This window comes from Desulfosporosinus nitroreducens (assembly GCF_023897015.1).
Classification (GTDB): domain Bacteria; phylum Bacillota; class Desulfitobacteriia; order Desulfitobacteriales; family Desulfitobacteriaceae; genus Desulfosporosinus; species Desulfosporosinus nitroreducens.
In genome coordinates this window covers 19,634-46,280 of record NZ_JAMHFY010000035.1, presented here as the reverse complement: position 1 = coordinate 46,280, position 26,647 = coordinate 19,634, and the positions used below count along the sequence as shown (strand labels likewise).

The window sequence follows — 26,647 nt, the reverse complement described above, 5'->3', positions numbered from 1 at the left end:
CCTCTTCCCCTGCCTGCAGGAAAAAGCCTTGGGCTTCGACAAGTTCACATTGAAACAGGTCCAATTGCCCTCGGTAGGCAATCACCGGATGTGTCTTGGCAACTAAGGCCCCAGTACGCAAATGGGTCATGTGTTCGGGTTTAACGCCCGAAGAAATACTTGTTTGAGCTTGAGCAATAGCTTGGGTTCGAGTTTCACGAAGTACATTTGGTTCTTGAAAGGATTGCAGTCTGTTGCTTCTATCGATGCTTTGGTTTGCACTGGAAAAGGTTTTCTTATGAATGTCCTGAAGACCGTTCCCTTCAATTTGAACATCGATTCCCTTAGAACGGATAAAATCCCTTGCAGATGGGGTAATTACACTTCCGGGCGGCAAGATGATCAGCTTATCCTTGGTTTTATGCCAATTAGCTCTTAGTTCATACTCTGTGACGATCAAGTCCTCACCTCATTACAGAAGTCAGAGGTCAGAAGCCAGAGATCAGAATATTTCCTTTTACTTCTGGCTCGAACGTTTGACGTTTACTTATTTATCTCCATAACTTTTGTTATCACCGACTGGCAGAATGTACTCAACGTCCTGATGAGGGCGCGGTATAACATGTACGCTGAGGAGTGCTCCGACTCGTTGGGCTGCTGCAGCTCCGGCATCGACGGCAGCTTTGACAGCTCCAACATCCCCTCGCACCATGACTGAGACCAATCCACCAGAGACGTGCTCTTTTCCGCACAATGTGACATTGGCCGCTTTTAACATTTGATCAGCTGCTTCGATCGCCGGGATTAGTCCTTTGGTTTCTATCATTCCTAGTGCTATTACACTTCGATCTTGTGCCATTTTATTCCCTCCCATTTCGTAGTTCGATATTCGGTGTTCGTGGTTCGTGGCTTATGCGTTAGCTTTTCACTTATTTAAGTGTTGCATAACTTGTTTAATGATTTCTTGAACTAATTGGACATCAACTTGAGTTTGGGCTCTCTCATTGCATCCCCCAGAGGTCATGGGTTCGACAGGTTTACGGTCTGGTATTCCCAAATGCCAGGCAACCCGTTTAATGTTTAGCAGGTGCAGGGGCGTAACGTTTTCTGAGACGCTGGATCCAGCCCAGGTTCCACACCCTAATGTGAAGGATGGTGCTAACCCCGTAGTCGCTCCAACGCCGCCCATGGCCGCCGGGGTATTGATGAGCAAGCGGTTGACAGGTTTCTTGAGGGCAAACTCACGAATGATTTCTACATTGTTGCAATGCATAGAGAGACTGTGGCCCACTCCGCCCGCTTCCAGGAGTTGGAAGCAACGGTCGCATCCTTCATGCCAATCTGCAACTCGGTAAAAGCCTAAGACTGTGGTTAATTTTTCGTAGGATAAGGGCCACTGGGGTCCAACCCCCGACAAGGGAGCTATTAAGCATTTTGTTTGGTCTGGGATGTTGATTCCTGCGAGTTGGGCTATGAATTTTGGTTCTTTCCCCACAACCTTAGGATTTACTCCCCCGTTTGCTAACATAACAACTTTAGAGACTTTCACTACTTCCTCGGGGTCGAGGAAATGGGCTCCCTGACGTTTAAGGTGGGTAATAAGATCGTCGGCAATACATTCTTCAGCGACAATAGCTTGTTCAGAAGCGCAGATAGTTCCATTGTCAAAGGTTTTTCCCATAATGATGTATTCAGCGGCTTTGGCAAGATCGGCACTTCGCTCTACGAAGGCAGGTACGTTTCCGGGGCCGACGCCCAGAGCAGGTTTTCCGCTGCTGTAGGCTGCCTTGACCAGTGCACTTCCGCCGGTTGCCAAGATCATGGCAACACTTGGGTGTTTCATAAGTTCGTTAGTGGCACCCATTGATAGATTCATAATGCATCCTATGGCTCCTTCAGGGGCCCCTGCTGCGACGGCTGCTTGGTGCATGATTTTTGCCGCTTCATTCGTACAGCGTACGGCGCTTGGGTGCGGAGAAAAAACAATCGCGTTGCGGGCTTTGAGGGCGATCATGGCTTTGTAGATAACGGTTGAGGTAGGATTGGTGGTCGGGATGATTCCGGCGATGACTCCCACAGGTTCAGCGATTTCCCAAAGCTTTTTGTCATGGTCTTCTCGTATAATGCCCACAGTTTTCATGGGTTTTATATAGTCATAGAGGGTCCGTGAAGCAAAATAGTTCTTAAAACATTTGTCGTTGTAATTTCCCATTCCTGTTTCAGAGACTGCCATCATAGCCAATCGTGCTGCATTTGCTTCCCCTGCTTCACGCATCATATCAATGATTTTATCTACTTGTTCTTGAGTGAAATTCATCAAGGTTTCTTGGGCCTTTCGGGCAGCTCGCACTAAATTTCGGACTTCTTGTAAGGAACACAAGTCTCGGTCAAGTTCCATTATCAAGGAGCACCTCCCCTTGCTAGAATTTAAGACCATTTTCAACAACATCAATCACAGCTCTCTGAAAAGCATCACAAGCTGATTTGCAGGCACTTTGTGAACCGGTCAAAAGTCCACCCCCGAAGTTCGTTTCGGTTGGCGGTCCGTAGAAGGCTTGCATTGTGACTTCCGCAGCTTTTAAGGCAGCGTCTAAACCAAACATTGCCTCGATCGGTGGCGCAATCAGGTAGGACAGAGCTTGCCCTTCTGGAACCCCTGCTATTTTAGACAGGTAGCTTCCGGTCCGGGAAACAGTATGGGGAAACCACGCGGTTTTTCCTCCATCACAGGTGTAGAAGAAACACTCATTTTCAAGGTGGTCGATGCAGGCATCAACTCCGGCACGCACTTCGGCTGGGTTCGGACCGGCTAAGATTCCAATGATTTCTCCAGACAATGGACCTGAGGCTCGAGCTGCTCCGCAATAAAAACTTTTGGCATAGACAACCTCTACCTCAGCTTTTTTAGTAGCTTCATCTAAGGCTACGTAAGTTGAATCATCGATGTCAGCAGTGATCATGCCGATGGAACGCTGATAGCCAGTTAGTCCCAATTTTTCGGCGAGATCAGGGGCCACATTAGGTATTAATCTGACTGCTAATACTTTTGGCTTAATGGGCTCTATCATGGTTTCCCTCCCTATTAATGCCGGACATTTTCCTTAGTTCCGACGGTTTATTTTGTATTATCAACATTTTTCGTTTTAGCTTTTTCTTCGATTACGGGTAGCTTAGGTAAAATTGCTTCGAGTTCCTGATGTGGGCGCGGAATAACGTGACAGCTGATGAGTTCTCCGACTCGCTCTGCAGCGGCAGCTCCGGCATCCACCGAGGCCTTTACGGCTCCTACATCTCCCCTGACCATGACAGTGACTAAGGCTCCTCCTACTTTTACTTTCCCAATTAGGGTGACATTAGCTGCTTTGACCATAGCATCAGCCGCTTCGATGGCACCTACAACTCCACGGGTTTCCACCATTCCCAGTGCTACAAGATCTGCTCTTATAGTCATTGTGTTTTGCTCCTTTCACTAATCAATTATCTCTTGGAATACATCGTTGTTGCTCAGCGTCGTCTCTTGCTTTTACGTACTTATAGTACATACTCATCCTAATGCAAAAACTATGCCATTTTCATAAGTATCTTATTTAAACCAATCAGATCAAGAAAACCGCGGAAAAAGCATATTTAATCAAGTCATCTGTGACTTAGCGAACCAATTTTCACTTAATACCTCTATATCAGAACACGATTGAATCCAAATCTCACAATTAATTTCCGAATCTTGAGTCTGCATGACTTATAATAAGTCATGTATTACCCATAATTTTTCACCTACATCTCCATCAAACAAAAGATTCCTTGAAGGAGAGCATTAAATTGACAAAATGGCTAAGGAATCATCCATTAGCCATTTTTGAATAATGTACACTTGAAACTTCTAATCAATAAGACTGTTCAGTACCATCTCGAGCCGACCTCTCTTGATTCTATATCTAATCGGATTACATTCCTTGCCACTCTTTGGGCAAATAACTTAATCGTCCAGTCCCATAGTCCGTAATTCTATACTCATGTGTTAATTTCCCATTAGCACCAATCGAAACTTCCTTAATCTCAATAAGACCTACTGCTAACATAGATTGAAAGTGGTTATCGATACTGGCCTCTTTGAACTGGCCTTCCTGACCATACTCTGGTCTCAGTGCTTCCTGCATGGTTATTTCAGATAAGCTCTCATTTTTCGAAAGCAAATGCAGCATTCGAAAACGCATTGGTAGTTTCATCAATAATCCCCCTCTTATACTTTTCTTAATTTCAAGAGCTCTTTGGGATTTGCTGTGACCAAAATAGTTCCCAGGGTAATAATGACAGCCCCAACGACGAGAGTAACAGTAAGCTCAAAACCAGGAATTAATAGCCAGCTAAAGAAAACAGCCCACAAGGCGTATGTTACATTGAGAGCCATCGCTCGACCTACCCCGGTCATATTCAATGCCCTATACCAACAAACATAGGATAATGCCCCCAGTGCACCCGCAACTGCGACATAATAAACGCTAACTTCTTTAAAGGCATCCCAAAAAACAACAACCCCAGCCGCAATAGGTAATATTCCGATGAGATAAACAAAAAACGATGTAGCCTCGCGGATTCCAATCGCAATATCTGGATCTGCCATATCCATTCCATAGGTTGAAAGTACGCCTTCCATCCCCCAGCCTAATGTAGCAAGCAAAGAGAATGCAAGTCCTAAATAGAAATCAGGGAAATCACCTGCTGGTGGAACATATCCCACTACAACAGCACCACCAACACAAAGGATAATCCCAGCCCAAACTCTTGGGATAATCTTTTCTTTTAAAACAAAGACCGCAAGAATAGCTCCGACCGCAGGGTACATAGCCGTTATAGCCAAGGCATAAGAAGCTCCCGCCATGTTTATTCCTAACAAATATCCCGACATAGCTATTGGACCCCCAAAAAGTGCCGCTAAAACGACAACTTTTCCTGGCCGAGTACGCAACGTCCGGAAATATTCACTTGCTCTTCCGGTAAAAAGGTTATAGAAAAAGAGCCAAAAACCAGCAAAACCATCATGCATTGCTGCGCCTGCTAAAGAACCTGCATAAACAGAAAGAGTAGCTCCACCGGTAAACGGCGCCATGGCCAACGCCATTCCAAGAATAACTCCATCAAGCCCCCATGTGGCACCAGAAATTACGCCATAGATAAGTCCTTTTTTGGCATGACCAAGTTCCTGAGCTGTTTGCATCACTTGGACATTTTTCGCAGTATTTAACGCCATAAATTCCCTCCTCACGCATAATTAATACATTACGTACCTTTACCCGCCCGTTACGATAGTTCTAACACCTTGTAAACTACAATAGTCGCATCATAGTATGTTGATCTCATGGACTATTTTGGGTAAAATTGCCCCTCTCCCTTGTTTACATTGTTAGAGAATTAGGTTTCACCTCACCTTCACTACTCTCATTTACCTGACACCGATTGATAATTATATGAATAATGCAAAAACCATGCCATTCTTCACATGAGTATTAAATCCTGAGAAACTGCTTAATTATCAGATATTTGTGAAATCAGCCTACTTCATAGCAAGTCATGGTTGACTCGTTAAGTCAAATCTATTTATAGAATGATAAAATGCCAGGCTATGCTATGAGGATTTTTATTGTATAATTGAGATGTTAGTTATTATTTAAGGATTCAAGAGGATATTCTCATTTTATGACGAAATTAATGTTAGATTGTCAGAATCCATTACAGACTTATCTATCTGTATTTGAGAAGATTTTCTATCTATTCTATAACCATACCATGAACTCGAGTTTAAGGAGGTCATTAGTTTGGATTCAGGAACTACAGAACTCGATTTTAATACCTTAAAGAAAATCTTAGACAATTCCCATGATGAAATCTATGTTACAAATGCTATGGGTATTGTCATTTATGTTAACAATGTCTGTGAGAAGCATTATGGGGTAAAAGCATCTGAAATTATTGGTAAAAAATCTCGTGAGATATCCGAAAAGAAATATTGGGGTCCTCGGGTTAGTCCCATTGCAATTGATAAAAAAATGAGCATAACCCTTGAACAAAAAACATGTACTGGAAAGACGCTACTCACAACTGCAACCCCAGTCTTTGACTCTGAAGGTAACATCGAACTAATCATTGAGAATTCCAGAGATGTTACAGAGTCAGAAGGAATGAAGCATGAACTAGATAAAAGCATAGAGTTGCTAAAACGCTATAAAATGGAAGTGGAAGTCCTTCGAAAAAAAGAAATGAACATTCCCGACTTTATATGTCAAAGCCCAAAAATGGAATCTCTGCTCAAACTTGTCCGGCGCATTTCAGCCGTAAATTCAACCGTACTTCTGCTGGGTGAATCTGGCTCAGGAAAAGGACATATGGCTAAGTATATTCACAATCAGAGCCCCTACAAAGACGGCCCATTCATTACAGTTAATTGTGCTTCCATTCCTTCAGAACTCATGGAGGCCGAGATGTTTGGATATTCTAAAGGTGCTTTTACCGGAGCCAACGTCAAGGGCAATATAGGTTTAATCGAGTTAGCCAATGATGGAACCCTTTTTCTGGACGAAATTGCCGAACTTTCTCCAAGAATGCAAGCCAAACTATTACAGGTTCTTCATGAAAACCAATACTTTAAGGTAGGAGGCCGCGAGATTCAGCAAGTCCAGTGCAGAGTAATCGCAGCCACAAACCGTAACTTACAAGAGATGATTAAAAAAGGTACTTTTCGCGAAGACTTATATTATAGGCTGAATATCTTTGAACTTACTCTTCCTCCTTTAAGAGACAGAAGAGAAGAAATTATTCCCTTATCTCAATTTATTCTAGCTAAATTTAATAAGAAGTATAAACTCGAACATGAATTCAGTTCGAAATGCTACGAACTATTTAAACAATACCCGTGGCCTGGGAATGTTCGAGAACTTGAGAATATTATTGAACGTCTTACTGTAGTAACCCAAGACAAAGTCATTGATGAATGTGACCTCCCCCAATCCTTCCAAACCATGGCGGAGCCTCAAGCAGAAACTTTCCCTCAGAAGCCTAGGCAACCACTTTCCCTCGATGATGCCATTTGTAATGTTGAGAAGAACTTGATCATTCAAGCCTATAAGAATTTTGGAAGTTCTTACGAAGTGGCTAAGGTTCTGGACATCAGTCAAAGTAAAGCGAATCGTCTGATTCGGAAATACTGCCCATCAGCGCACAGCGAGCTTAACTAGGGTTTGCTAATTTCTCGAAAGCCCAGATTTTGCACGGATTTACGGCCCAAAGTCTGATTTGGATATTGAGGCAGAAACTAATAAAACAAGGAGCTGGTGAATACTCACAGCTCCTTGTTTTTTGCTTAGAATTTGGGTTTTCGCGGTCTTCTTCTAGCTTCTTTTTCCTTCGCCTTAATCTCTGTCGTTTCTGCTTCTGCTTCTAAGACAATTTCCTTTAACTGGCGTTGGATATCTTCCGGAAGAGGATTTTGATTTTCGTAGTTCTCAAGAATATCAATCGATTTTGCATAGGAAGTTTCGACAATATCCTTACTGCCAGCTGCTTCCCAGTTCTCTCGATTTCTGCGATCTAACAATTCCGTTTTAGACAGCTCTTTGAAATGTGCGTAAGTGTGATCATGGCTAATGAATTCTCCGCCGATACCTACCGAACGGACAACTTCCAAGGCCATTTTCTCATCACTTATCGGAATTCCTTTAATGGTATGCATAATCATGCGAGCCATTTCATTCTGCATAGCCATTTGAGCGTAGTCCCAAGTTAAGCCACCTTCGAGCATCCCTAGACCATATATCATGTTAGCGCCTGCTAACGCTGGTAATAAAGCGGTCAGGGTAAACTCATGAGCTGCTTGGGCATCCGGTACTTTGCTATCCGTCTATCCACCGGCTACCCAGACAGGAATATTATAGAATTGTGAGAGTTTGGCACAGGCTGCGCTGAAGAGAGCCAGTTCTGGAGTTCCGACGCAAGCAACGGTTGTTCTCAGATCCATCATGGTTGTGGAAGTTCCATAGACCATCGGATACCCTCTTTTTTCAAGCTGACCCAAGACAAACATGCTTAGAATTTCGGCGTTATGTGTCACTAGTGTACTTGCGAGGTGTACACAGGTTGTTCCGCCAGCAAGACCCATAGAGTTAATTTTAGCTGGGACGCCCAAGCGAATTGCTTGAAGCAGTGTATCTGTTGCACCCTTAGCATGAACAAGGGGAGCCACTGGATCTGTACTTTGTGAGAAAAGGGGCCTTTCACGGAATTTATCTTCTCCACCAGAAACAACATAGCCCATTTTTGCAACTGCGCGCATGTTTTCAGGGCGATTCATACCGATATAGGCGTGCTTCGTCGAAAAGTTATAGAAGGATTCTGCAATATGCACTTGAGCAACATCCGGATCAACTTCTGAGGGCCCTAAAGCTCTTTCAAAGACAATAATCTGATCCATTGCCTCACAGAAACGAGTGACATCATCAACGTCTTTTTTGAATGGTTTTCTCAGTTTCCGAGTATAAGGGTCAATCATTCGGATAGCTTCTCCAAAGTTAACAAAACCTGTCCGATTTCCTTCATTCAGCCAATCATTTTCGCGCTTTCTTCCACAAGCTCTAAATGTCTTAGGTATTGAACGAATAGCATCCTCTACTAAGTGCGCTGGTATTTTGACAATGTTTGTGTTCCTGTCAAGAGTACATCCGGCACTATAAAATATTTCACGTGCCTCTTCACTTTCAACTTTTACCCCGACATCCCAAAGCAGGTCTAGTGTAGCCAAATGGACATCGTACAGCTCATCGTTGGTAAACATATTCAGCCCGATTCCATCCATTCGGGTGGAACCAGCATGTATACCTCTGAATGTCAAAAAAATCACCTCCATATATTTTAAGAGCTCTAAGATACAAGTTTGGTATACCTGAAACTCTAATTGCGCGGAGAAATCACCCCCTTAAATACCCATTTATCAATTATTGCTCCTATTTATTTGGATGCCAAAAGTCTCTTGCAAAGTTCAACCGCCGAGCCTGCATCCGGGGCATAACCGTCCGCACCAATCGTGTCAGCATACTCCTGAGAAACCGGGGCTCCCCCAATAATTACTTTTATTTTGTCTCTGAGTTCCTCTTCTTGTAACATTTCAATGATATCTTGCATAGCTGGCATCGTTGTAGTTAGAAGAGCGGACAGGGCAAGAATATCGGGTTCATGCTCAATAATGGCATCAATAAAATCTTCAGCCGAGATATCTACTCCCATATTAATAACTTCAAGACCTCCACTTTCAATCAGCATACCAACAAGATTTTTACCAATGTCGTGCAGGTCCCCTTTTACCGTTCCCAGCAGAATTTTCCCTTTGCTTTTTTGGTCGGCAGCAGCGATTAAGGGTTTAACAATCTCTAGTCCGCCTGTCATGCTTTTAGCTGCCATGAGAACTTCAGGAACGTACATATCCCCAGCTTTGAATCGAACCCCAACAACATTCATTCCAGCAATTAAACCCTCGTTTACGATTTCTAAAGGACTGTTACCTGCTGCAATTAGATTTTGAACATGTTCCTTTACCTTATCCTTTTGACCCTCAATAACACTTTGTGCAAGATCCGCATAGTTAGACATTCCTTAATTTCCTCCTCTTTTTCAAGTAATAAGTACCATAAACAAAGAGTTAGTCCCTGAGAAAAACCTTCCGCTGTATAGGTAAGGCTTTTATAATAAAGCTTGCACTTTAACTGATGGATAAGAACAAGCATTATTGTTGTTAAAACACACCCTAAGACTGACCTCTATAAGCGCGATCCATAGTTTTGATTAACATGGGTTGAGGAATATTTTTCTAATTTCCACCCTGGGATTTTACAGGCAGTACAGGCATGAAAAAACAATTTATTACGAAGACAACGTGCTGCACGACTATGTTTAGAATTATAGATCTGAAACTTTTCATTGCAATGCGTAACGATTTCAGCAGTATTTCCTCTGATTGTCATAGTTTTAACACCATGCAGAATTCCACTTCTGGACGGCCATAACTTAAGCCTCTCAACGAATTTGAAAAAATCTACATTCTTGCGATAAAAACGCTTCTTTTTTGATGCATCTACTGTCACTGATCCCACTCCAATCAATCCAGCAATTCATGTGATACGAGTTAAACAGTTTAAGCGGTGCTAAGCTCTGTATAGTCTGACTAGACTTTAGGGGAGCAGGACTCCACCCTAATAAGTCACCTCTGTAATACGTCGAACATCATGGTAGACACGCCTATTTGCAAAGGATCATGAAGCAATCTGGCTGAAACCTGCCCGACCCCAGACGCCTCGACTCCAAGGGGTATTCCCGGAGCTGCAATCATAGTTTCTTTGGTAATATATTTCGTTAAAATGACATCTTGGGCAGGACAAGCATCTAGAAAAATGCGATAGTGATCTAAAGCCTCATATAAATTCGTTTCGATCTCAACGGTATATCCCAGTTTCTCTAAATCCTTGGATAACCTTTCGCTTGATGATCCCTCAATGTCATAAACACCAACCTCAGCTCCCAAACGGGCAAGGGCTGTTGCTGCACCATGTCCCACTGGGCCTGCCCCAATTACCAATACCTTTTTGCCTTCTAACCCATTACACATCCGTTCTAGCCCTGTCGCGTACCCTCTTCCTGTTGCATCACCATTATCTGAAACCTTACCCGAACGCACATTGACGGCAACGAAGCGTTCATCATCCGCCATGAATAAGATTTCTGAACCACCTTGTACTGCCTCTGCAACTCCGCCAGCATCCCAGCTTTGAGTAATTACAACATTAAATCCTAAATAACTTATAATACTTGCTACGGACTCCGCGAATCCCTCAATGATTCCTTGACCACAGGACATCGGAATCACTGCTACTTTTAAGTGGTGATGAGATAACTCTCCACTGACTCCAAGCCCTGCTGCACGGGCAGAGATTTCTCTTAAAGAGCAACCTGTTTTTCTAATCAATTCTAAGTTGTATTCCTCCAACGTCTGGGGGATTTCAACGACATCCTCCACCTTTAGCCGCGTCAATATGATCAACTCCCTGAGGCATATTTTATATCAGTGGTTTCCTCATCCATTTCACATCTGTCATAGTATTTTCGGATTCCCCATTCATTCCTAATAGCTTGGATAACAACCTCTTGTTGCTTCCAGGCAGCTTGAAGGTTCTTTCCACTAATTATTAAAGTTGCTACCCAATCAATTTTGCCAGGTATATAGTTGGAAAGTGCTTCATCTGCTCCAAAGAAGTCCGGATACAGGTGGAGTGGACCAGAGTCGGTCATAATATGTTCGCCGCAAACCTCAAGGCAGTCATTCCAGACATGGATGTGTTCGTAAATCACTCCACGTTTATCACTAACCTCAAACTCTTGCCAAGGCTTACCTTCGACGAAAGCCTGACCAAGGATCTCCAGCATATTAATTCCCGTTGCATGAAAAACAGACACTGGCGTCTGGCTCGGAAGACGGGCATCAATTTCTAGGACTTTTAACTTGCCTTGATGCAGAATTGTCTCAATATCCATAATCCCGTTCAGTTTGAGGTTACGGGCCAGATTTATTCCAATCTGTTCAAACTCTTCTCTAAGTTGAGCTGGGAGAATTGCTGAACCGATAACACGTTTACAATCGTATTTCTCATCCATATGGAGTTCTGTGATATGCAAGACTTTATAAATTCCTGAGAAACCGATTACCTCTAACGAATATGAAGGTCCTTCCAGATACTCTTCGATCACTGAGTCGGTTAAACCCATTTCAAATAGGTCCTGAAATTCTGCAGCACTTCTTACTTTATGTACCCCTTCACTCCCGCTAGCTCCGGAAGGCTTAACGATGATAGGAAAACCGCACTCCGGCCATGGGGTTGGAGCGGGAACCCCTGTACGAGCAAACATTTCGTTGGAACTGATTTTAGAAGAAGATATTTCATAAGCATTCTTATCAAAAAGCATGGGAACACCTGCATATTGTGAGCTTCTTACTAAGCTGTCTAAAGCTTCTTGATTCTCTAAAGCGGGAATGATCAGATCTATGTCCCTTAAGAAGGGAATCCAGTTGACAACTTTTGTGACATCGAAAACACAGAATTCGTCACATAGTTCTGCCGCCGGCACCCAATCGTTGATATCAACAAGGACAACTTCCCATCCTGCTTTCTTTGCTAGATAAACTGCCTCTACCCCTTGCAACTTTCCACCCACAATTGCTACTCGCATGCACAGGCTTCCTTTCTCGAAATACTAAACTTATTCTGACGCATAAGAATCCAATCTTTGTAGTCCTGACGGCTTGCCATAACAAGCCCACACTTCTCCAGGATGGGAGTAATCTTACTAATTGTCCGATTCCCGTCTTCAATATCTAACGAATGATTAGACACCCCAGCTAAACCAGACTCAGGGGGTATTATTGAAGTGACGACATTAGCTCCAGCGTTTAGACGTTCCGCTAGGCCGTTCAAGCCATCCACATCCAAGGAGGCAGGAATTAAACGATCCGGAAATACCAGACGCATGATTGCTATTACAAGTAACTCGCGCGCTCGAGGTACTGCAGAAAAGTGTTGCATTGGGGTGTCTTTCTGAGGGATAAAGCTCATTACTCGCAGTTGGTCTGCCCCCAGCTTTTTCATTTCCTCAAACGAATTAACCAAATCTTCGTCCGTATCCCCCACTCCGGTAAGTAATCCCTCTTCTAGGAGAAACCCCATCTTCTGCGCGTCTGTTTTTCTATTCATTCGTTCGTCATAGCTTTGACCAAGTCTAAGCCGACTGTACAATTTGGGGTTATGGGTTTCTTGATAAGTAGCATACCAATCGACGCCAGCCTCTTTAAATTCCGATAGAACATCTTCTGGAAGAACTCCCGCTGAAAGCATAATTGGAATACTTGTGCTTTTCTTAATCATTTCCACAGTTCTAATCATATGAGCAAAACCCGAACCTTGGTTTTGAAAAAAGTAAGAATCTTCTCCCATGGTCAAATCTATCAAGTGAACTCCTGAATCTATCAGACTAAAAGCAGTCTTCATAATTTCCAAATCCGTTTTACGGTAACGCTGCAACGATTTGTTTGACTTACGGTAAAAACAAAAGGCGCATTCATTTCGACAATAAGTTGAGAAATACACAAAACCATAACTGAATACCTTATTAAGGAAGTAACGAGTCCGAAGTAGCCTAGCTGCTTCAAACACCTGAGTTAATTCTTTTTCATCCGATACTCTTAATAAAGAAAGAAGTTCATCTTGGTTTAAAGGGATCTCCTTAGTAGCTTTGATCAATATTTCATCTAATTTTGGGTTAGTCGCCGAATTCACTGCCATTAAGTCACCTTCTTTTTCATCGAGTATTACATATTATTGGTCATGTACTACTATGGTTAGGCTATGAGTTGATACATTATAATTTAATAAATTCAATATTCAGCTTTGAATCTAATATAGTTGCAAGTTTTATGCCAAGATAAGCATGCAATATTTAGATACTGACATTATCCTTGCGAACTCTGTGAAGCCTTCTGTTATAACGGATATCTCTCATTTTCAAAGCTTCATTCATGCCTGGATCGGGCGTCATTTTATTCATGACAGGTCGAAAACATCCGTAGTCAAGTCGGGTAGCACTCCTCTTAAGTCATTATTAACTCATATCAACTTATCTTGTACTTAATCATTTCATCAAATAAAAAGAGACCCGGTAAATAACACCGGGCCATTAATAAATATCAGAGGAATGCAGTAAATGAATGTCTATATTCTACCTATTGATTAGCTTTGATAGCTCGGTCTAAGCTTTCATTGTGAATTAGGGCGTAAGCTCGATTAAATCTGTTTAAACCATATGGCCAATACTCTTCTCGAGATTTACCCATAGCAATTTGCAGTACTGCCCAATAGGACCATAATGCATCGCACAGAAATTTATTAATAATAAGAGAGCCCAGTTGTTTCTCTGTCAAGTCCCCGCCATAATATTCCTTTAAGAAAAAGCGTTCTTGCTCATCAGTTAGTTCTGCTTCAATCGCCAGTGCTCCTAAATCGAACAACGGATCGTTCATTCCGCCGTATTCCCAATCAATAAGATAGAAATTCTTTTTATCGTCTAACCAGTTTTCACAAAGTGGATCATTGTGACATGGGGCTTGAGGAGGAGGATTATTCTTAAAGAGTAACTTAATTTCTTCAACTTTTTCCTTCATGGTTTCGGCACCTTCATAAAATTCAAAGTTTTTCTCTGCTAATAATTGAATATAAGCATCAATTTCTTTTAAGGGGTTAAAAACAGAGATAAATTCCTTCTGGCAATCATGATACTTTTTAAAAACATGGGCTGCCATACTAAGATAACGTTCTTCCTCTTGGAAGTCTTTAATATGTAACGTAATACAATCATCTATATACTTACATACTTGGTTTCCTGTTGTTTCATCATAGTAAATAATGGGCGCACTGATTTGAATATCCGCCATAAGCTGTGCGTTATGCTTTTCAGCAGGACGATTCAGGTATTCCATAGTGCCTGCTCCGGCAAGTCTAACCGCATAGGTCACTTCACTAATTGTTACCTTATAGTTGCTATTCGTTAGTCCACCGGGCAAGATTTCAATTGCACTAATTCTGCCCTCATTAAAGAAAGGAATTTCACTGATCATTTTGTAGATGCGTCCGATATGCTCCATCGATATGGAGGGTTCGATCATAATTGGTTCAGTCATAAAATTATTGATCCTCCCATTCAAATTAGAATTTTCTCTAAAACACTTAGTCAATTCTAATGCACCGATCGTAAAGCCTTACATCTGTATCTCTCAGTTCATTAGATATTTAACCGCACACCATTAAGATAAGTAAGGCTTCTACCCATGCTTTGGACATTCTGGGAACCTTCCTTAATCATTAGTAAACGTTCTAAACCAAATCCTATTCCAACCCATGGATCAAAAATTCCCCATTGATCATCAAGCGCATGTGGACCCATGGCACTTGAACCTAATTCAATCCCTTTAACAACATCTAAAGTATCTCCATAAACAACGGATGATTCTGATTCCAACTGATAATCGACAATCCCCGCGGTATCCATGACCAGAGAAGCAAGCTCTTCCAATCGTTGATGCCTCTGATCTTCAGGCAAGCCTAATTCCGTCAGGTTAAGCATTGTAAACTCATTCAGATGTAAGGCACCCTTGGATTCCTTCCTGTAGCAAGTCCCGATCTCAAAGATACGGATTGGCTTTTCCCATAAACGCAATAGATCTTTCCATAAGGTATATAGATTAGGGGCCAACATCGGACGTAAACATCGTTTAGAATCCAGCCAAAAGACTTGAGAAAAAAGCGGATGATCATCTGACACTGACATCTTTGCTAAGGCTGTTTTTGAGATAATCGTTGGAGTGACAACTTGAACGAATCCTTTTTGTGTTAAAGCTTCTACGAGTTGTTGTTCAAGTACACTTAAAGCAGGACGTCTTGTAGTTTCTAACAGTTCCAGTAACTTCTGTTTTCCTCTAACCACCAAAAGATGCTCTTGCTCTTGATAGGCTCGATCCCGTTCATGCTGAGACTCGAAACACATCTCTTGCAATATTTCACTAGCGTTTAGTTCTTGTAAACGTTGTTTTTGGATCATTGTCCATGTAATGCTCACTAAAGCATACCCCCTGAATTAATTGGCGAGGAGTACGGGAGTTTCACCCGCCTACGCGGATTTAGAGTCCACGCGATCAATCCGATCTACCCCCCATGTTTGAATGACTTCAAGTCTCTAATGAACTACATTTTGATATAATGCAAATTCAATGCCAAGAGTGGATTAAAGTAGCTCTTAAATCATCTCTTGAAGCATAATTTCAACTGAAGTTCTTTAGAAGATAGCCAAACTGCATTTATCTTGAACTTTTCTTGATTTGTTTTGGATTTTTTCAAATAACTTTACTCGTTTTGTTCTAAATTTCTGAAGATCATTTCTCTGCTCAATGTCTCACTTAATTTATCTTTTTTAAAAAACTAAGTCACGAAGGACTTTTGTCAGTCATTCGTGACTCAAATAATTCATTTTGCTTTATACACTTCCATCGACATTTTAGACTCACTGCCCTAAAGAAGGCAATACTATAACGAAAACTACAGCCTGTGAACGATGCTCCATAAATCTAAGATCTCAGATTATTCTAAGCAGTAAAATTCAAGTTTAACTGTTTATAATTGTACCCCCATTGATGTGAAGCACCTGTCCAGACATATAAGAGGAATCAGCCGAGGCCAAAAATACATAGGCTGGTGCAAGCTCTTTCGGTTGCCCTGCACGTTGCATAGGAGTAGTACTTCCGAAAGTCGCCACATGGTCTGCTTGAAAAGAAGCTGGTATTAATGGCGTCCATATTGGACCTGGCGCGACACCATTAACCCTTATCCCCAATTTACAAAGTGATTCTGACAGAGAACGGTTGAATGAAACCACTGCCCCTTTAGTTGCAGAATAATCAATGAGTTGGTCATGCCCTTCATACGCGGTAATGGAAGCAGTGTTGATAATCACACTCCCCGCTTTCAGGTAGGGCAAAGCGGCTTTAGTTAGATAAAAGTAACCAAATATATTCGTTCGAAAAGTTCTTTCGAGTTGCGCACTTGTGATGTCTAACAAACTGTTTTGCGGGTGTTGTTCTCCTGCATTGTTGACTAGGATATCAAGTCTCCCAAAGGTTTCAAGCGTCTGCTTGACCACTTGCTGACAAAAAAGTTCGTCCCCAATATCCCCTGCCATAATAATGCAACGATGACCCAATTGCTCTATACGTGCTTTTGTCTGATTAGCATCATCATGTTCATTCAGGTAGACAAGTACAAGATCGGCACCCTCTTTGGCATAAGCTATGGACACTGCACGACCAATTCCACTGTCTCCCCCCGAAATAATGGCAACCTTTCCGTTTAACTTATTGCTGCCGACATAACTTACATCCTCCGCCACAGGTAAAGGATTCATTAAGGATTCAATTCCCGGTTGTTGTTCCTGATGTTGTGCTGGAAACGTTGGTTGAGGTATTTTAGGCATAAGTTATTCCCCCTCTTCTGCTATTTCACTATTAAAATGACCTTTTTAAGGATTTATACTCATAATATTTCCCTAATACCATTCTTTTTAAAATACTTTAATTCATACTGTTGGGCTTCTACCACCCGATTGGTGTCACGAATTTTCTTCCCAGTATGTAAAAAGACTCGTTGATGCCGTTCAAGACGAGGGATTCTTTATAGTTTTACAGACAATCTGAAGGCATTTTTTGATACTCTGGCAGAATTCAACCAAAATGAACGTCACTTCTTAAAAGCAACTCTTTTCATTTTCTATCATTGCTTTAACTAGTTTTATTCAAAACCAACATTATAAAGGACCGGGGCGAAATAATGCCTCGGTCCTTTATACATAAGTCATGTTCCCCTTTAATGGTAAATCTTTCAGTTTAAGAAACCACAGAGAACACTTTACATATTGGACAAATGTGATATCATATTAATATCGATATGAATTCAAGGAGGAATTAAAATGATTGAAAAGAAAGCATGGGCTGTCAATGGTTATCTTGCTCTGATTCTTATGCTTGCCCTTCTGATCGGTGGAATTGCCTTAGTTGTCCAGGGAAAATTGGCGGTGGGTATCCCTCTAATTATTCTGTCCCTCTTCCTGGCGACTGGAATTATCGTCGTTCAACCGAATAAGTCCTATACCCTGGTCTTTTTTGGAAGCTATCTCGGTACGCTCCGCGAACCTGGCTTATGGTTAAGTGTTCCATTAGCTATACGCAAAGGAGTTTCTTTACGGGTTCGAAATTTTAACAGCAAAACTCTCAAAGTCAATGACATTGAAGGTAATCCAGTTGAAATTGCCGCAGTCGTCGTCTTTCGGGTCGTTGATACCGCCAAGGCAACTCTTGATGTTGAGAAATATGAAGGATTTGTAGAAATCCAAAGTGAAACTGCCTTGCGCCACGTAGCAACGCGTTACGCATATGATAATTTTGAAGGTAAAGGTTTTTCTTTAAGGGGTAATCCTGAAGAAGTATCCACTGAATTGATGAACGAACTCCAACAACGACTTAAACTTGCGGGAGTGGAAGTGACCGAAGCTCGTCTTACTCATTTAGCCTATGCGACTGAAATTGCAGGCGCAATGCTCCAACGACAGCAAGCTACTGCCATCCTCTCTGCACGCCAAATTATTGTCGAGGGCGCCGTCGGTATGGTTCAGATGGCTATTGAACGAATCGAAAATGATGGTGTTGTAAAACTTGATGAAGAGCGCAAGGCCGCTATGATTAATAACCTGCTCGTTTCCATCGTTTCTGAACGTTCAAGCCAACCTGTCATTAATACTGGAACCATGTATTGATGTGAAAATTTGCTGCACTAAGCGACTTATGCATTCCGACAGTACAAAGAATTTGCAGCTTGATATTGGATGTGGATAACTATGGCAACAAAAAAACAATTCCCCTTACGCCTTGATCCTAAACTTTATGCAGCTTTAGAACGCTGGGCAGCCGATGAATTCCGAAGTGCCAATGCACATATCGAATTTTTGCTCCGGGACGCAGTCCGACGGGCAGGACGTTTACAAGAGCATAGTAGCACTGAAGATTCGCAGACGTCAAAAGAGGTATAAGAAAAAAACTGGAGCGCTTAGCAGTGTTCCAGTTTCTTTTTGCTTATACGGATATGATAATATGATACTAACTACTCTACATTGACAAGCTTCTTCATACTCAATTACCTAGGGAATACCCTACTTATTAACACTTTTTATTAAGCTTTGGTTTTTTACTTAGTATCGTCGAATACTTTATCTACAGTAGCACTTATAGTCTCGTTGCTTAATCCTAGACCCTCTGGCAGACCCTTTACGTCAATGTTAAGGTTCTTGGTTGTCTTAGCATCGAATGTGTTTGCCTTCATTACATCCATAAGGTCAAACCCAATCGTTTCCTTTAGGGACTCTGTTACTGCCTTAAGTGCTCCCACTGTGTATCTCGATACTTCAGATGTTCCATCTGAACCGCCGCCGCCACCAATGATTGTGATTTTATCAATTCTAGATAGAGGCTCAGCGACTGCTCTAGCGATTTCAGGAAGTTTCTCAATAACCATCTGGAGTTTACCAGCCTCGTTCATTTTTGCAAGTGCTTCAGCCTTCTCCGCAAGTGCATCAGCTTCCGCTAACCCCTTAGCCCTTATGGCGCCAGCTTCCGCTTTACCCACAGCTTCAATGACACTAGCTTGAGCCTCACCCTCTAAGCGGAGTTTTTCCGCCTCGGCTTCGGCCGCTTTAACTTGCTCAAACTTTCTCCCTTCTGCCTCTAATAGTTGTTTTTGTCTAGCTGCTTCAGCAGGCTTAACAACTGTCTCTGATAGCTCAGCTTCTTTTCTCTCAGCCCTCTTTTTAGCAAGCTCAATGTTCTTTTCTTCAGTGATGATCAGTACCTGTACTTGTGCTTCAGCTACTTCTTTATCACGTTGTTTTTCAAGCACAAGTGCATCCATTTCAGTATTCTTAACTTCTTTAGATGTAATATTACTCTGAATCTGATAGGCCGCATCCGCTACGGCTTTCTGTGTTTCTTGGTCTCTCTTGTACGCAAGTATTTTTAACTCTTTATCTTTTTCTGCCTCAGCAATTTGGGCCTCTGCCCCCAGCTCTGCCTGTTTACCCAGTTTACGAGCCTCTGCCGTTTTAATTTGCTGTTCTCTAAGAGCGTCTGCCGTACGAATTTCACGTTCTTTAGCCGCTTCAGCTTCAGCAATAGCCGCTGTTGATTTAACCTTTGCGATTTGTTCTTTACCTAGAGCCTCAATATATCCTTCATCATCCGTAATATCATTGATCGTAAATGATTTGAGCTCAAGACCCATTTCACCCAGTTCAGTTCCCGCTACCTGTTGTACTTTAGCTGAAAAACTTTCCCTATCATTGTAGATATCCTCGACACTCATGGATGATACAATTTCACGAAGCTTACCTTTACATATTTCAGATGCCTGGGTTCTGATTGTCGTTAAGGTTTGTTCTTCTTTTGCAGAATTAAACTGTTGCACAGCTGCTAAAATACTATTTTGATCATTTTTAACCTTAATTACAACGATGCCCTCTGCATTAAGTGGTACCCCTAATGCCGTCTTAGTTTGTCTGATTTCTACTGGAAACATAATGTTCTCTAGTGTAATGACATCCATTCTCTGTATAATCGGGATTACCATAGTACCACCACCAGTAACTACCTTAGGCTTGCCTAACCCTACAATTACAGCCGCTTTGTCTGATGGTATCTTTTTCCAAGTGCTCAATACCGCCACGATGATCAAAATAAGACCTAACAAAATTATCCCTACAACCCCAATGACCGAACTAAACATTAAATCTACCTCCACTTCATTTGTCTATTCATATAACGGATGCACATAATAAATATTTGCAACTTTATCAACCCCAGTGATTACAACTTCTGTTCCTTGGTCTATCCTCCCAGTATCGTCAAGCTTATAGAAATCACATACCCTAGCCCTGTAGGATATGGAGGCTCCTGTACTATCCAAAACTGATACAACACCATCACTGTCCTTTGTCACCCTCAACGTTAATTTCCCTACAGACCCTACTATATCATCACTCGTTATTGCTAAAGGATTATTACGTTTTAACTTAACTATCACATATTTGTATAACACTCTATAAGCGACAAATGATACTAACGCTAACAACGTAATAATTACTACTGTGAATAACGTATTGATCATGTATGGCGCAAACAATCTTCCGAGTGACCCGAAAACAATCAATGCAAAACAAGTAGACATTAAATTAAATGGTACGAGTCCATCAAAATCATGATCTGTATCTAAGTCAAAATCCATATCGAGTATTGACCCGAATACACCTGTTAACAGACTTAGAATTGGTACAGCAAACCCCGTTAGTAAACATATATTGAATAGGATTGTCATGGTATCAATATTCAAGGCACCTCCTCCTCCCTTGTAAACGTTTCGTATTATTTGTGTTTAGAATAATCGAAAAAGTAAAACCAAATAATGCCCTTTATGTATCTGGGTCTGGCCTTTTTTGATACGATGGAGCCAAAGTTCATGTTTCTACCGTATCAGTCCTAAGCAAATCAACTGTCACTCAAACCGATGTCTAGCCAATTGTAACTGTCATCCCAATCTTTTACAATTGGTAATTCGTGTAAAATATCACTTGGTAATCGTAATATGTTCCAATCATCTTATTAAACATAGAATTCAACGCTTTTCCTAATTATTCCTGCTATAAATACAAATTATTATAAAAATACCAGAGCGTAATAAAAAGACCCTGGCGAATACAAATCAAATATATTTCCCTATACGCTACATACTCAAAGACTATATGCCTTCTAAACTCTCTGATATCAAGATTTCAGTCAACCCGTTACAGAGCTATTACTGTCTTCACGTGCCCTGTCACGATGAAAGAGCTATATTTTTTATAGTCATATTGCCATGACCAGGGTGCCTTGCGTGTACAATAATAATGCTGTTTGAAGCTGGTAGTCTATGGCCGGGAGGGTTTTTTTTGAATAATCATCTTCCAATCTCAAAGTTTTTTCTACCACCTTTTACCTTTAAAGTGTCTACGTGATCATTATAAATGTTCCACAACCCAAGCAAAAACCAAATCAAGATATATTTCAACTCAGTATAAGCACTCTTTCTTCTCTTGTTAAAAAATAAAAACCTGCAGCAAAAATAGGCAGGTTTTGGACACAGTGAGTTTCGCTTAAATATCCGTTAATTATTTGCGTTTATAATTTCCTTCAAGGTTTCATTTTGACTTATGAACCTAGCTTTGCTTCGAGAAATCTATGGTATAGATGTTTCAGACGGCACCATAAGCCGGGGTACAGATAAAATCTTACCGGTGGTTAGGAAATGACAAAGCCGAAGCTACTTTCACATTCAATGATTAAAGATGCATTTTATTTCATTACCAAAACACTTGGTGCAAGAAATACATTTCGCAGGTGTCCTATTTCCACTGATCCAACGATTAATCAGCTCAGGTTCCCGTATGAAAGGCCTACTAATCGAAATATACTCAATTTTTGTTTGATTTATAATATCTGTTAATTTGTTAAAGTCTCGATTTCCACCCACTAATAAAACCGGTATATCGATTTCTTCTGCAATTTCTGCTGCATATTGTTTGAAATATGATTCAGTTTCCGAAGTGATTTTCCTAATCGTTCCCTCATTATGCCTGGATGATGCGAGGCCTCCGCTTATTTCTATAGCGGACACTCCTGCTTTTTCAAACATTTTGCACACATACTTGCATTCTTCAAAAGTCATTCCTTGGTCCATAAAATCATCACAGTTGATTTTAACCAGAACAGGGAATTCTACTCCAACAGCCTCTCTAATACGTCGATAAGTTTCCAGTACTGCTCTTGTCCTATGTTCCATACTACCGCCATATTTATCTGTTCTTCGATTGTAATATGGAGTTAGAAATCTGCTCAAAAGATATCCATGAGCGACGTGAATCTGTATACCATCAAAGCCCGCTTTTTTAGCCCTAATAGCTCCATTGGCAAAAGCATCTTGCATACCAAGTATATCCTCTTTTGTCATTTCCTTTGGTACTGTTCCGAATACCAAATCCGCCACTGCACTTGGTCCCCACAATAATCCATCGGCAGTACTGGGATTTTGGGCACCATTGCAAACGAGTTGAACAATGATATTTGTATCATGCTTGTGAACTATGTCAGTTAATTTTTGATATTCACCAATAAATGAATCGTTGTAAATTCCCATTTGTCCTGGCACTAACTTTTCTACATCAGTCACATTGGTTAGTCCGGTTATAATGGTACCGACCCCTCCTTTTGCAAGATTTTCATAACCATGTAGTAGTTTTTCTGTTGTGTGCCCTTGTTTATCTGACGCCCCATCATAGGTTGCCGAACGGACAAATCTGTTTTTCAGCTTCATTCCTGTTAATTGTGTTTGGTCAAATAATGTTTTCATTAAACTCGCTCCTTCGAATTATTTTTTTAAAACATATCTAAAAATTATATTTAGGGTCATGACATCTGACAAATCACAACCATAAATACACTCTCCAATTTTTTTACTCAAAGGTTCACAACGGAGTCTCCTAGATGAAATATGAAAAATCAATTATCTTGTAAATGCTAAGACTTGCTTACTGGAAGCTTTCCATAGTAGCATCTAAACGGTCCCCTTAGCGTGCCGATTATACAGAAATTGCATTGTATACATTTTGACTGTGTCTGTTTTCCTGTTTTGAATTTATTCACTAAATCTGATTCGATTATAAATGGCCTACACATGGAAACCGCATCAATTTTATCTTTAATTACGTCTTCTATTTCTTCTAATTTCGTTATTCCTCCTACTAGAATTACTGGAATATTTACAGCTTTCTTGATTGACATGGCTGCTTCCAAATTAAATAAGTTTTTCGGCTGAGGTTGTGGTAGTGTTTTTTTTACGACTATACCAACGAAATTTTTCATAAATTCAGGCATTTTATTTAACTTCTTATTTTGGGCTATTAAAATTTTCCACGGCACTTGCCCGCGAATTGTCGCCAGTCCAGCTTTTTCTGTTCCATTTGAGACTTCAATTCCGTCACATCCCACCTGCTCTAATAGTTTAGCAATTTTTATAGACTCTTCAATTGTCATACCATTTTTTAATGTTTCATATCCATTTAATTTTACAAGGATTGGGTAATCTCCAACTTCCTTCCTAGCTTTTTCAAATATCAATTTAACAATTCTAAATCTGTTTTCTGTACTTCCTCCCCACTCATCTTTTCTCCTGTTCATTCTGGGCGATACAAATTCTGAAAGTAAGTATCCATGCGCCACATGAATTTGTACACCATCAAAACCTGCTTCTTTTGCATTTTTTATTCCTTGAACAAACGCTTCTATTACTTCTAAAATTTCAGCTTTAGTTATTTCTTTTGCTTTATAGTCAGATATTTTAGAAGGTGCAACAACCGGCATATGGGTACTTTCTTCTTTTGTCTGACCGCCACAATGATTAAGTTGTGCAATAATAGGGGTTCCCATTTCATGCATTCTCTTCGTTAATTTTTTGTAGGCCTCAACATTTTCAGCTTTATCAAGCATTGACATATGAAAACCTGAAGACCTTCCTTGCTGACTCACTCCAATAAAGCCAGTAATAATTCCACCAACACCGCCTTTAGCTAATGCTTCGTACTTTTTTAATAATTGATCTGTAGGCTTGCCATTTTCATCGCCCATTCCTTCATAAGTTGCCGATCTAATAATTCGGTTAGGAAATGTTATACCTGCCAATTCAAATGGCTCAAATACCTTATTTCCTTTTAATTTTGTTTGGTCATATATTGTTTTCATTGAACTTGCTCCTACGCATAAATTTTTTCTTTCCATTATTACAGGCATCAATTACCCTTGGTCTGAGTCAGCATTTTAACAACGGGTTTGCTAAGCAGATTTAACATAAACTGGGGTGCAACCCGACTCACGAACTTCAGCGTACTTCTAAAACCCGGCAGGATCTCAAAGCGATCCTGTTTCAAACCCTTGATTGCGTATCTAACCATCTCACCGGCATCCATTGCCGCTATTCCTTTGAACACGCCGAAATCTAAATTTCCTCCAATTAATGAGGTCTAAGTTAATGGAGGTGCCAAGCGTGTTTTTGAGAACGTTCATTCTAATTTATATAAAAAAAAACCTCATTTGTTTAGTATTGCTAAGGAAAAGTCTGCTATACGATGTAACTTTTCTTTGTTAGCTGAGGTTCTTGCAAGTACCCGAATCCCAATCAAAGTATTGTTCAAGGTTTCTGCCAAAACTTCAGCATCATAATCACAAGGAAATTCACCTCTTTGCTGTCCTTTGCGAATAAGCTCCGCAAGAAAATGCTCTGTTTGCATAAATGCTTCTTTCGTCTTTTCATTTACAACATCATCTCGGGGAGCCAACTCAGTTGCTGAGTTTACAAATAGGCAACCCAATGGTCTATCTCCATTTCCTTCAATCACAAAGTCAAAGATATACTGTATCGCTTGTTTTGCCGTTTCTGCGCGTGAAGTTTCAGATATTAGTCTGGATTTTATAAATTCTCCGAAGAAATCTATCGTTTTTAAAAATAATGTATGCTTATCACCGAAGGTATCATACAAACTTCTACGATGGATTCCCATATGCTCTACCAGGTCGCTCAAAGATGTCTTTTCATAGCCTTGTTTCCAAAATAATTCCATGGCTTTCTGGAGAACTACACTTTCCTCAAATTCCTTGCTTCGTCCCATTACTTTCCCTCCTGTTAATAGTAATAATAACATTTTTAGAACGATCGGTAAAGAATAATTTTCATATTTCCGTCTCATAAACGACTGCTATATTTTGTGTAGGCCAGTATCTTATTAACCATACAGGTTTTTTTGTGGAATAAATGCGAGGAAAATTCAATGATAAGAAAAACGAGCTAACTCTAGAGTGTCCGTTTTCGAGAAAGGGTTACAATACCTTCCTCAGTCAATGAAGTTAACTCATCGATTAAAAGCTCTTATCCGCGAACGATGATTGGGTAGTCGTAGCTTCTATCATGTTCATTATACCCTGGCTCTGGCTGGCACTATCCATGCCTCAGGGACAGGATGTGACCTGAATAGGGAAAACTCACAAGGCTTAATTTATCTAATCGAGCCATTTCCTATTCTAACTTATTTTTCAGAGCTTCTTCCTCAGAATCCTTGATTTTGCGCTAAGCTGCTGAGAATCTGAGCAATACTTCACCCGTGGTATCGAGAGTATTGATGTTTTCAGTTTCAAAGTATACTGCAATATCTTTTCTTTTAATTGCCTGACCTAATTCAAACAGTCCATGGTATTTCTTGCAAATCTAGAAATGGACTTAGTGACCACCATGTCTATCTTACCAGCCTTACAGTCTTCGATCATTCGTTTAAAATCAGTTCGTTTCTCCGTACTCGTTCAACAAAACGCTACTGCCTTTAGGAATTCTGATGGTTTTTGCGAACATTTATTGACACTATCCTTGAGCATCATCAATATATGTAAACTCATCTGATAATTAATCTTGTTCTCGTTAATCATTAAATTCCTCCTCATAAAATAAGGGCTCACCTTTTTGGCGAGCCCCATTAATAATCTATAATCTTCTAGAATAAATTCTTTAATTGTACCTCAATTGTAGACTTTAATTTAACTGGAAACTACTATGTACATATGTCATTTTATGTACACTGTACATCATATAACATGGTTCATTATATTTCTAAAAAATCCAAAATCGTTCGTTTTGAGCTATTAGAAAATGACCACGACCAAAAATCGTGATCATTGTATTTTAACCAGTTTACTAATCTATTGATGTACTTTATAAAACTATAATCAAAGATCCCAAGGCCATGCGGAGGGTTAGCCATATTACCCCAATCACTGGAATTTCACCCCGAGGGATGATATTAGCTAGTTAAACTCAACGATTTTCAGCACTAAACTTAGCAGAAAAACACTTACATTGAAGTAACG

25 protein-coding genes and 2 pseudogenes are annotated in these 26,647 nt (G+C 40.7%); 3 read left to right on the top strand and 24 right to left on the bottom strand.

Annotation, left to right across the window (positions count from 1 at the left end; genetic code table 11):
- The 7 genes and pseudogenes from M8E35_RS23700 to M8E35_RS23670 all read right to left on the bottom strand — a co-directional run.
- Window positions 1-439: pseudogene (locus M8E35_RS23700) on the bottom strand (phosphate propanoyltransferase); the annotation flags it as partial.
- 87 nt (window positions 440-526) lie between these two features.
- Complete coding sequence (locus tag M8E35_RS23695) at window positions 527-838, bottom strand: BMC domain-containing protein (RefSeq protein WP_229247492.1); 312 nt, start codon at window positions 836-838, stop codon at window positions 527-529.
- 66 nt (window positions 839-904) lie between these two features.
- Window positions 905-2,377 carry an acetaldehyde dehydrogenase (acetylating) gene (locus tag M8E35_RS23690; RefSeq protein ID WP_252473305.1) on the bottom strand — a complete coding sequence of 491 codons (1,473 nt, stop codon included), beginning with the start codon at window positions 2,375-2,377 and terminating at the stop codon, window positions 905-907.
- A gap of 22 nt (window positions 2,378-2,399) precedes the next feature.
- Window positions 2,400-3,047 (bottom strand): ethanolamine utilization microcompartment protein EutL, encoded by a 648-nt coding sequence (eutL, locus tag M8E35_RS23685; RefSeq protein WP_252473303.1) that lies wholly within the window; start codon window positions 3,045-3,047, stop codon window positions 2,400-2,402.
- A gap of 47 nt (window positions 3,048-3,094) precedes the next feature.
- On the bottom strand, window positions 3,095-3,430 hold the full coding sequence (locus tag M8E35_RS23680) for a BMC domain-containing protein (RefSeq protein ID WP_252473301.1): 336 nt from the start codon (window positions 3,428-3,430) through the stop codon (window positions 3,095-3,097).
- 493 nt (window positions 3,431-3,923) lie between these two features.
- Window positions 3,924-4,205 (bottom strand): hypothetical protein, encoded by a 282-nt coding sequence (locus M8E35_RS23675; RefSeq protein ID WP_252473299.1) that lies wholly within the window; start codon window positions 4,203-4,205, stop codon window positions 3,924-3,926.
- A 14-nt stretch (window positions 4,206-4,219) separates the two neighbouring features.
- On the bottom strand, window positions 4,220-5,227 hold the full coding sequence (locus M8E35_RS23670) for a DMT family transporter (protein ID WP_252473297.1): 1,008 nt from the start codon (window positions 5,225-5,227) through the stop codon (window positions 4,220-4,222).
- Between the two features lie 565 nt (window positions 5,228-5,792).
- On the opposite strand from M8E35_RS23670, the gene M8E35_RS23665 reads away from it, so the two are divergent.
- The gene (locus tag M8E35_RS23665) at window positions 5,793-7,208 is read left to right on the top strand and encodes a sigma-54 interaction domain-containing protein (RefSeq protein WP_252473296.1); all 1,416 of its coding nucleotides are present in this window, start codon (window positions 5,793-5,795) and stop codon (window positions 7,206-7,208) included.
- Between the two features lie 125 nt (window positions 7,209-7,333).
- On the opposite strand, the pseudogene mttB reads toward M8E35_RS23665, so the two are convergent.
- The 9 genes and pseudogenes from mttB to M8E35_RS23620 all read right to left on the bottom strand — a co-directional run bounded on the left by mttB (window position 7,334) and on the right by M8E35_RS23620 (window position 17,082).
- A pseudogene (gene mttB, locus M8E35_RS23660) lies at window positions 7,334-8,800 on the bottom strand ([trimethylamine--corrinoid protein] Co-methyltransferase).
- 173 nt (window positions 8,801-8,973) lie between these two features.
- The gene (locus tag M8E35_RS23655; RefSeq protein WP_252473294.1) at window positions 8,974-9,612 is read right to left on the bottom strand and encodes a cobalamin B12-binding domain-containing protein; all 639 of its coding nucleotides are present in this window, start codon (window positions 9,610-9,612) and stop codon (window positions 8,974-8,976) included.
- Window positions 9,613-9,779: 167 nt separating this feature from the next.
- Complete coding sequence (gene pylSn / locus M8E35_RS23650) at window positions 9,780-10,103, bottom strand: pyrrolysine--tRNA(Pyl) ligase small subunit (RefSeq protein ID WP_252473292.1); 324 nt, start codon at window positions 10,101-10,103, stop codon at window positions 9,780-9,782.
- A 116-nt stretch (window positions 10,104-10,219) separates the two neighbouring features.
- On the bottom strand, window positions 10,220-11,047 hold the full coding sequence (pylD, locus tag M8E35_RS23645; protein ID WP_252473290.1) for a 3-methylornithyl-N6-L-lysine dehydrogenase PylD: 828 nt from the start codon (window positions 11,045-11,047) through the stop codon (window positions 10,220-10,222).
- 5 nt (window positions 11,048-11,052) lie between these two features.
- Window positions 11,053-12,240, bottom strand: a complete 1,188-nt coding sequence (gene pylC / locus M8E35_RS23640) for a 3-methylornithine--L-lysine ligase PylC (RefSeq protein WP_252473288.1) — start codon at window positions 12,238-12,240, stop codon at window positions 11,053-11,055.
- Entirely contained in the window at window positions 12,231-13,349 is a 1,119-nt protein-coding gene (gene pylB, locus M8E35_RS23635; RefSeq protein WP_252473287.1) for a methylornithine synthase PylB, read from the bottom strand. The genes pylC and pylB overlap by 10 nt, the downstream gene beginning before the upstream one ends.
- Before the next feature lie 437 nt (window positions 13,350-13,786).
- Entirely contained in the window at window positions 13,787-14,740 is a 954-nt protein-coding gene (locus tag M8E35_RS23630; protein ID WP_252473285.1) for a choline kinase family protein, read from the bottom strand.
- Window positions 14,741-14,841: 101 nt separating this feature from the next.
- The gene (pylSc, locus tag M8E35_RS23625) at window positions 14,842-15,675 is read right to left on the bottom strand and encodes a pyrrolysine--tRNA(Pyl) ligase large subunit (protein WP_252473283.1); all 834 of its coding nucleotides are present in this window, start codon (window positions 15,673-15,675) and stop codon (window positions 14,842-14,844) included.
- Window positions 15,676-16,218: 543 nt separating this feature from the next.
- On the bottom strand, window positions 16,219-17,082 hold the full coding sequence (locus M8E35_RS23620; protein ID WP_252473282.1) for an SDR family oxidoreductase: 864 nt from the start codon (window positions 17,080-17,082) through the stop codon (window positions 16,219-16,221).
- 492 nt (window positions 17,083-17,574) lie between these two features.
- Here M8E35_RS23620 and M8E35_RS23615 point away from each other — a divergent pair, with 492 nt between their 5' ends.
- Window positions 17,575-18,417, top strand: coding sequence for an SPFH domain-containing protein (locus tag M8E35_RS23615; protein ID WP_252473280.1), 843 nt, complete (start codon window positions 17,575-17,577; stop codon window positions 18,415-18,417).
- Between the two features lie 81 nt (window positions 18,418-18,498).
- The gene (locus tag M8E35_RS23610; RefSeq protein WP_252473278.1) at window positions 18,499-18,690 is read left to right on the top strand and encodes a type II toxin-antitoxin system antitoxin; all 192 of its coding nucleotides are present in this window, start codon (window positions 18,499-18,501) and stop codon (window positions 18,688-18,690) included.
- A 155-nt stretch (window positions 18,691-18,845) separates the two neighbouring features.
- Here M8E35_RS23610 and M8E35_RS23605 read toward each other — a convergent pair whose 3' ends face one another.
- The 8 genes from M8E35_RS23605 to M8E35_RS26605 all read right to left on the bottom strand — a co-directional run bounded on the left by M8E35_RS23605 (window position 18,846) and on the right by M8E35_RS26605 (window position 26,209).
- A complete protein-coding gene (locus tag M8E35_RS23605) occupies window positions 18,846-20,435 on the bottom strand; it encodes a flotillin family protein (RefSeq protein ID WP_252473276.1) in 1,590 nt (529 codons plus the stop codon).
- Window positions 20,436-20,459: 24 nt separating this feature from the next.
- A complete protein-coding gene (locus M8E35_RS23600; RefSeq protein ID WP_252473274.1) occupies window positions 20,460-21,038 on the bottom strand; it encodes a hypothetical protein in 579 nt (192 codons plus the stop codon).
- A gap of 978 nt (window positions 21,039-22,016) precedes the next feature.
- A complete protein-coding gene (locus tag M8E35_RS23595; protein WP_252473272.1) occupies window positions 22,017-23,090 on the bottom strand; it encodes an NADH:flavin oxidoreductase in 1,074 nt (357 codons plus the stop codon).
- A 167-nt stretch (window positions 23,091-23,257) separates the two neighbouring features.
- Window positions 23,258-24,478: an NADH:flavin oxidoreductase gene (locus M8E35_RS23590; protein WP_252473270.1), complete on the bottom strand. Its 1,221-nt coding sequence runs from the start codon at window positions 24,476-24,478 to the stop codon at window positions 23,258-23,260.
- A 47-nt stretch (window positions 24,479-24,525) separates the two neighbouring features.
- Entirely contained in the window at window positions 24,526-24,723 is a 198-nt protein-coding gene (locus M8E35_RS23585) for a hypothetical protein (protein WP_252473268.1), read from the bottom strand.
- A gap of 99 nt (window positions 24,724-24,822) precedes the next feature.
- The gene (locus tag M8E35_RS23580) at window positions 24,823-25,401 is read right to left on the bottom strand and encodes a TetR/AcrR family transcriptional regulator (RefSeq protein WP_252473266.1); all 579 of its coding nucleotides are present in this window, start codon (window positions 25,399-25,401) and stop codon (window positions 24,823-24,825) included.
- Window positions 25,402-25,960: 559 nt separating this feature from the next.
- Complete coding sequence (locus M8E35_RS27245) at window positions 25,961-26,053, bottom strand: recombinase family protein (protein WP_464244764.1); 93 nt, start codon at window positions 26,051-26,053, stop codon at window positions 25,961-25,963.
- Between the two features lie 33 nt (window positions 26,054-26,086).
- Window positions 26,087-26,209, bottom strand: coding sequence for a hypothetical protein (locus M8E35_RS26605; RefSeq protein WP_289710990.1), 123 nt, complete (start codon window positions 26,207-26,209; stop codon window positions 26,087-26,089).
- Window positions 26,210-26,647 lie beyond the last annotated feature (438 nt).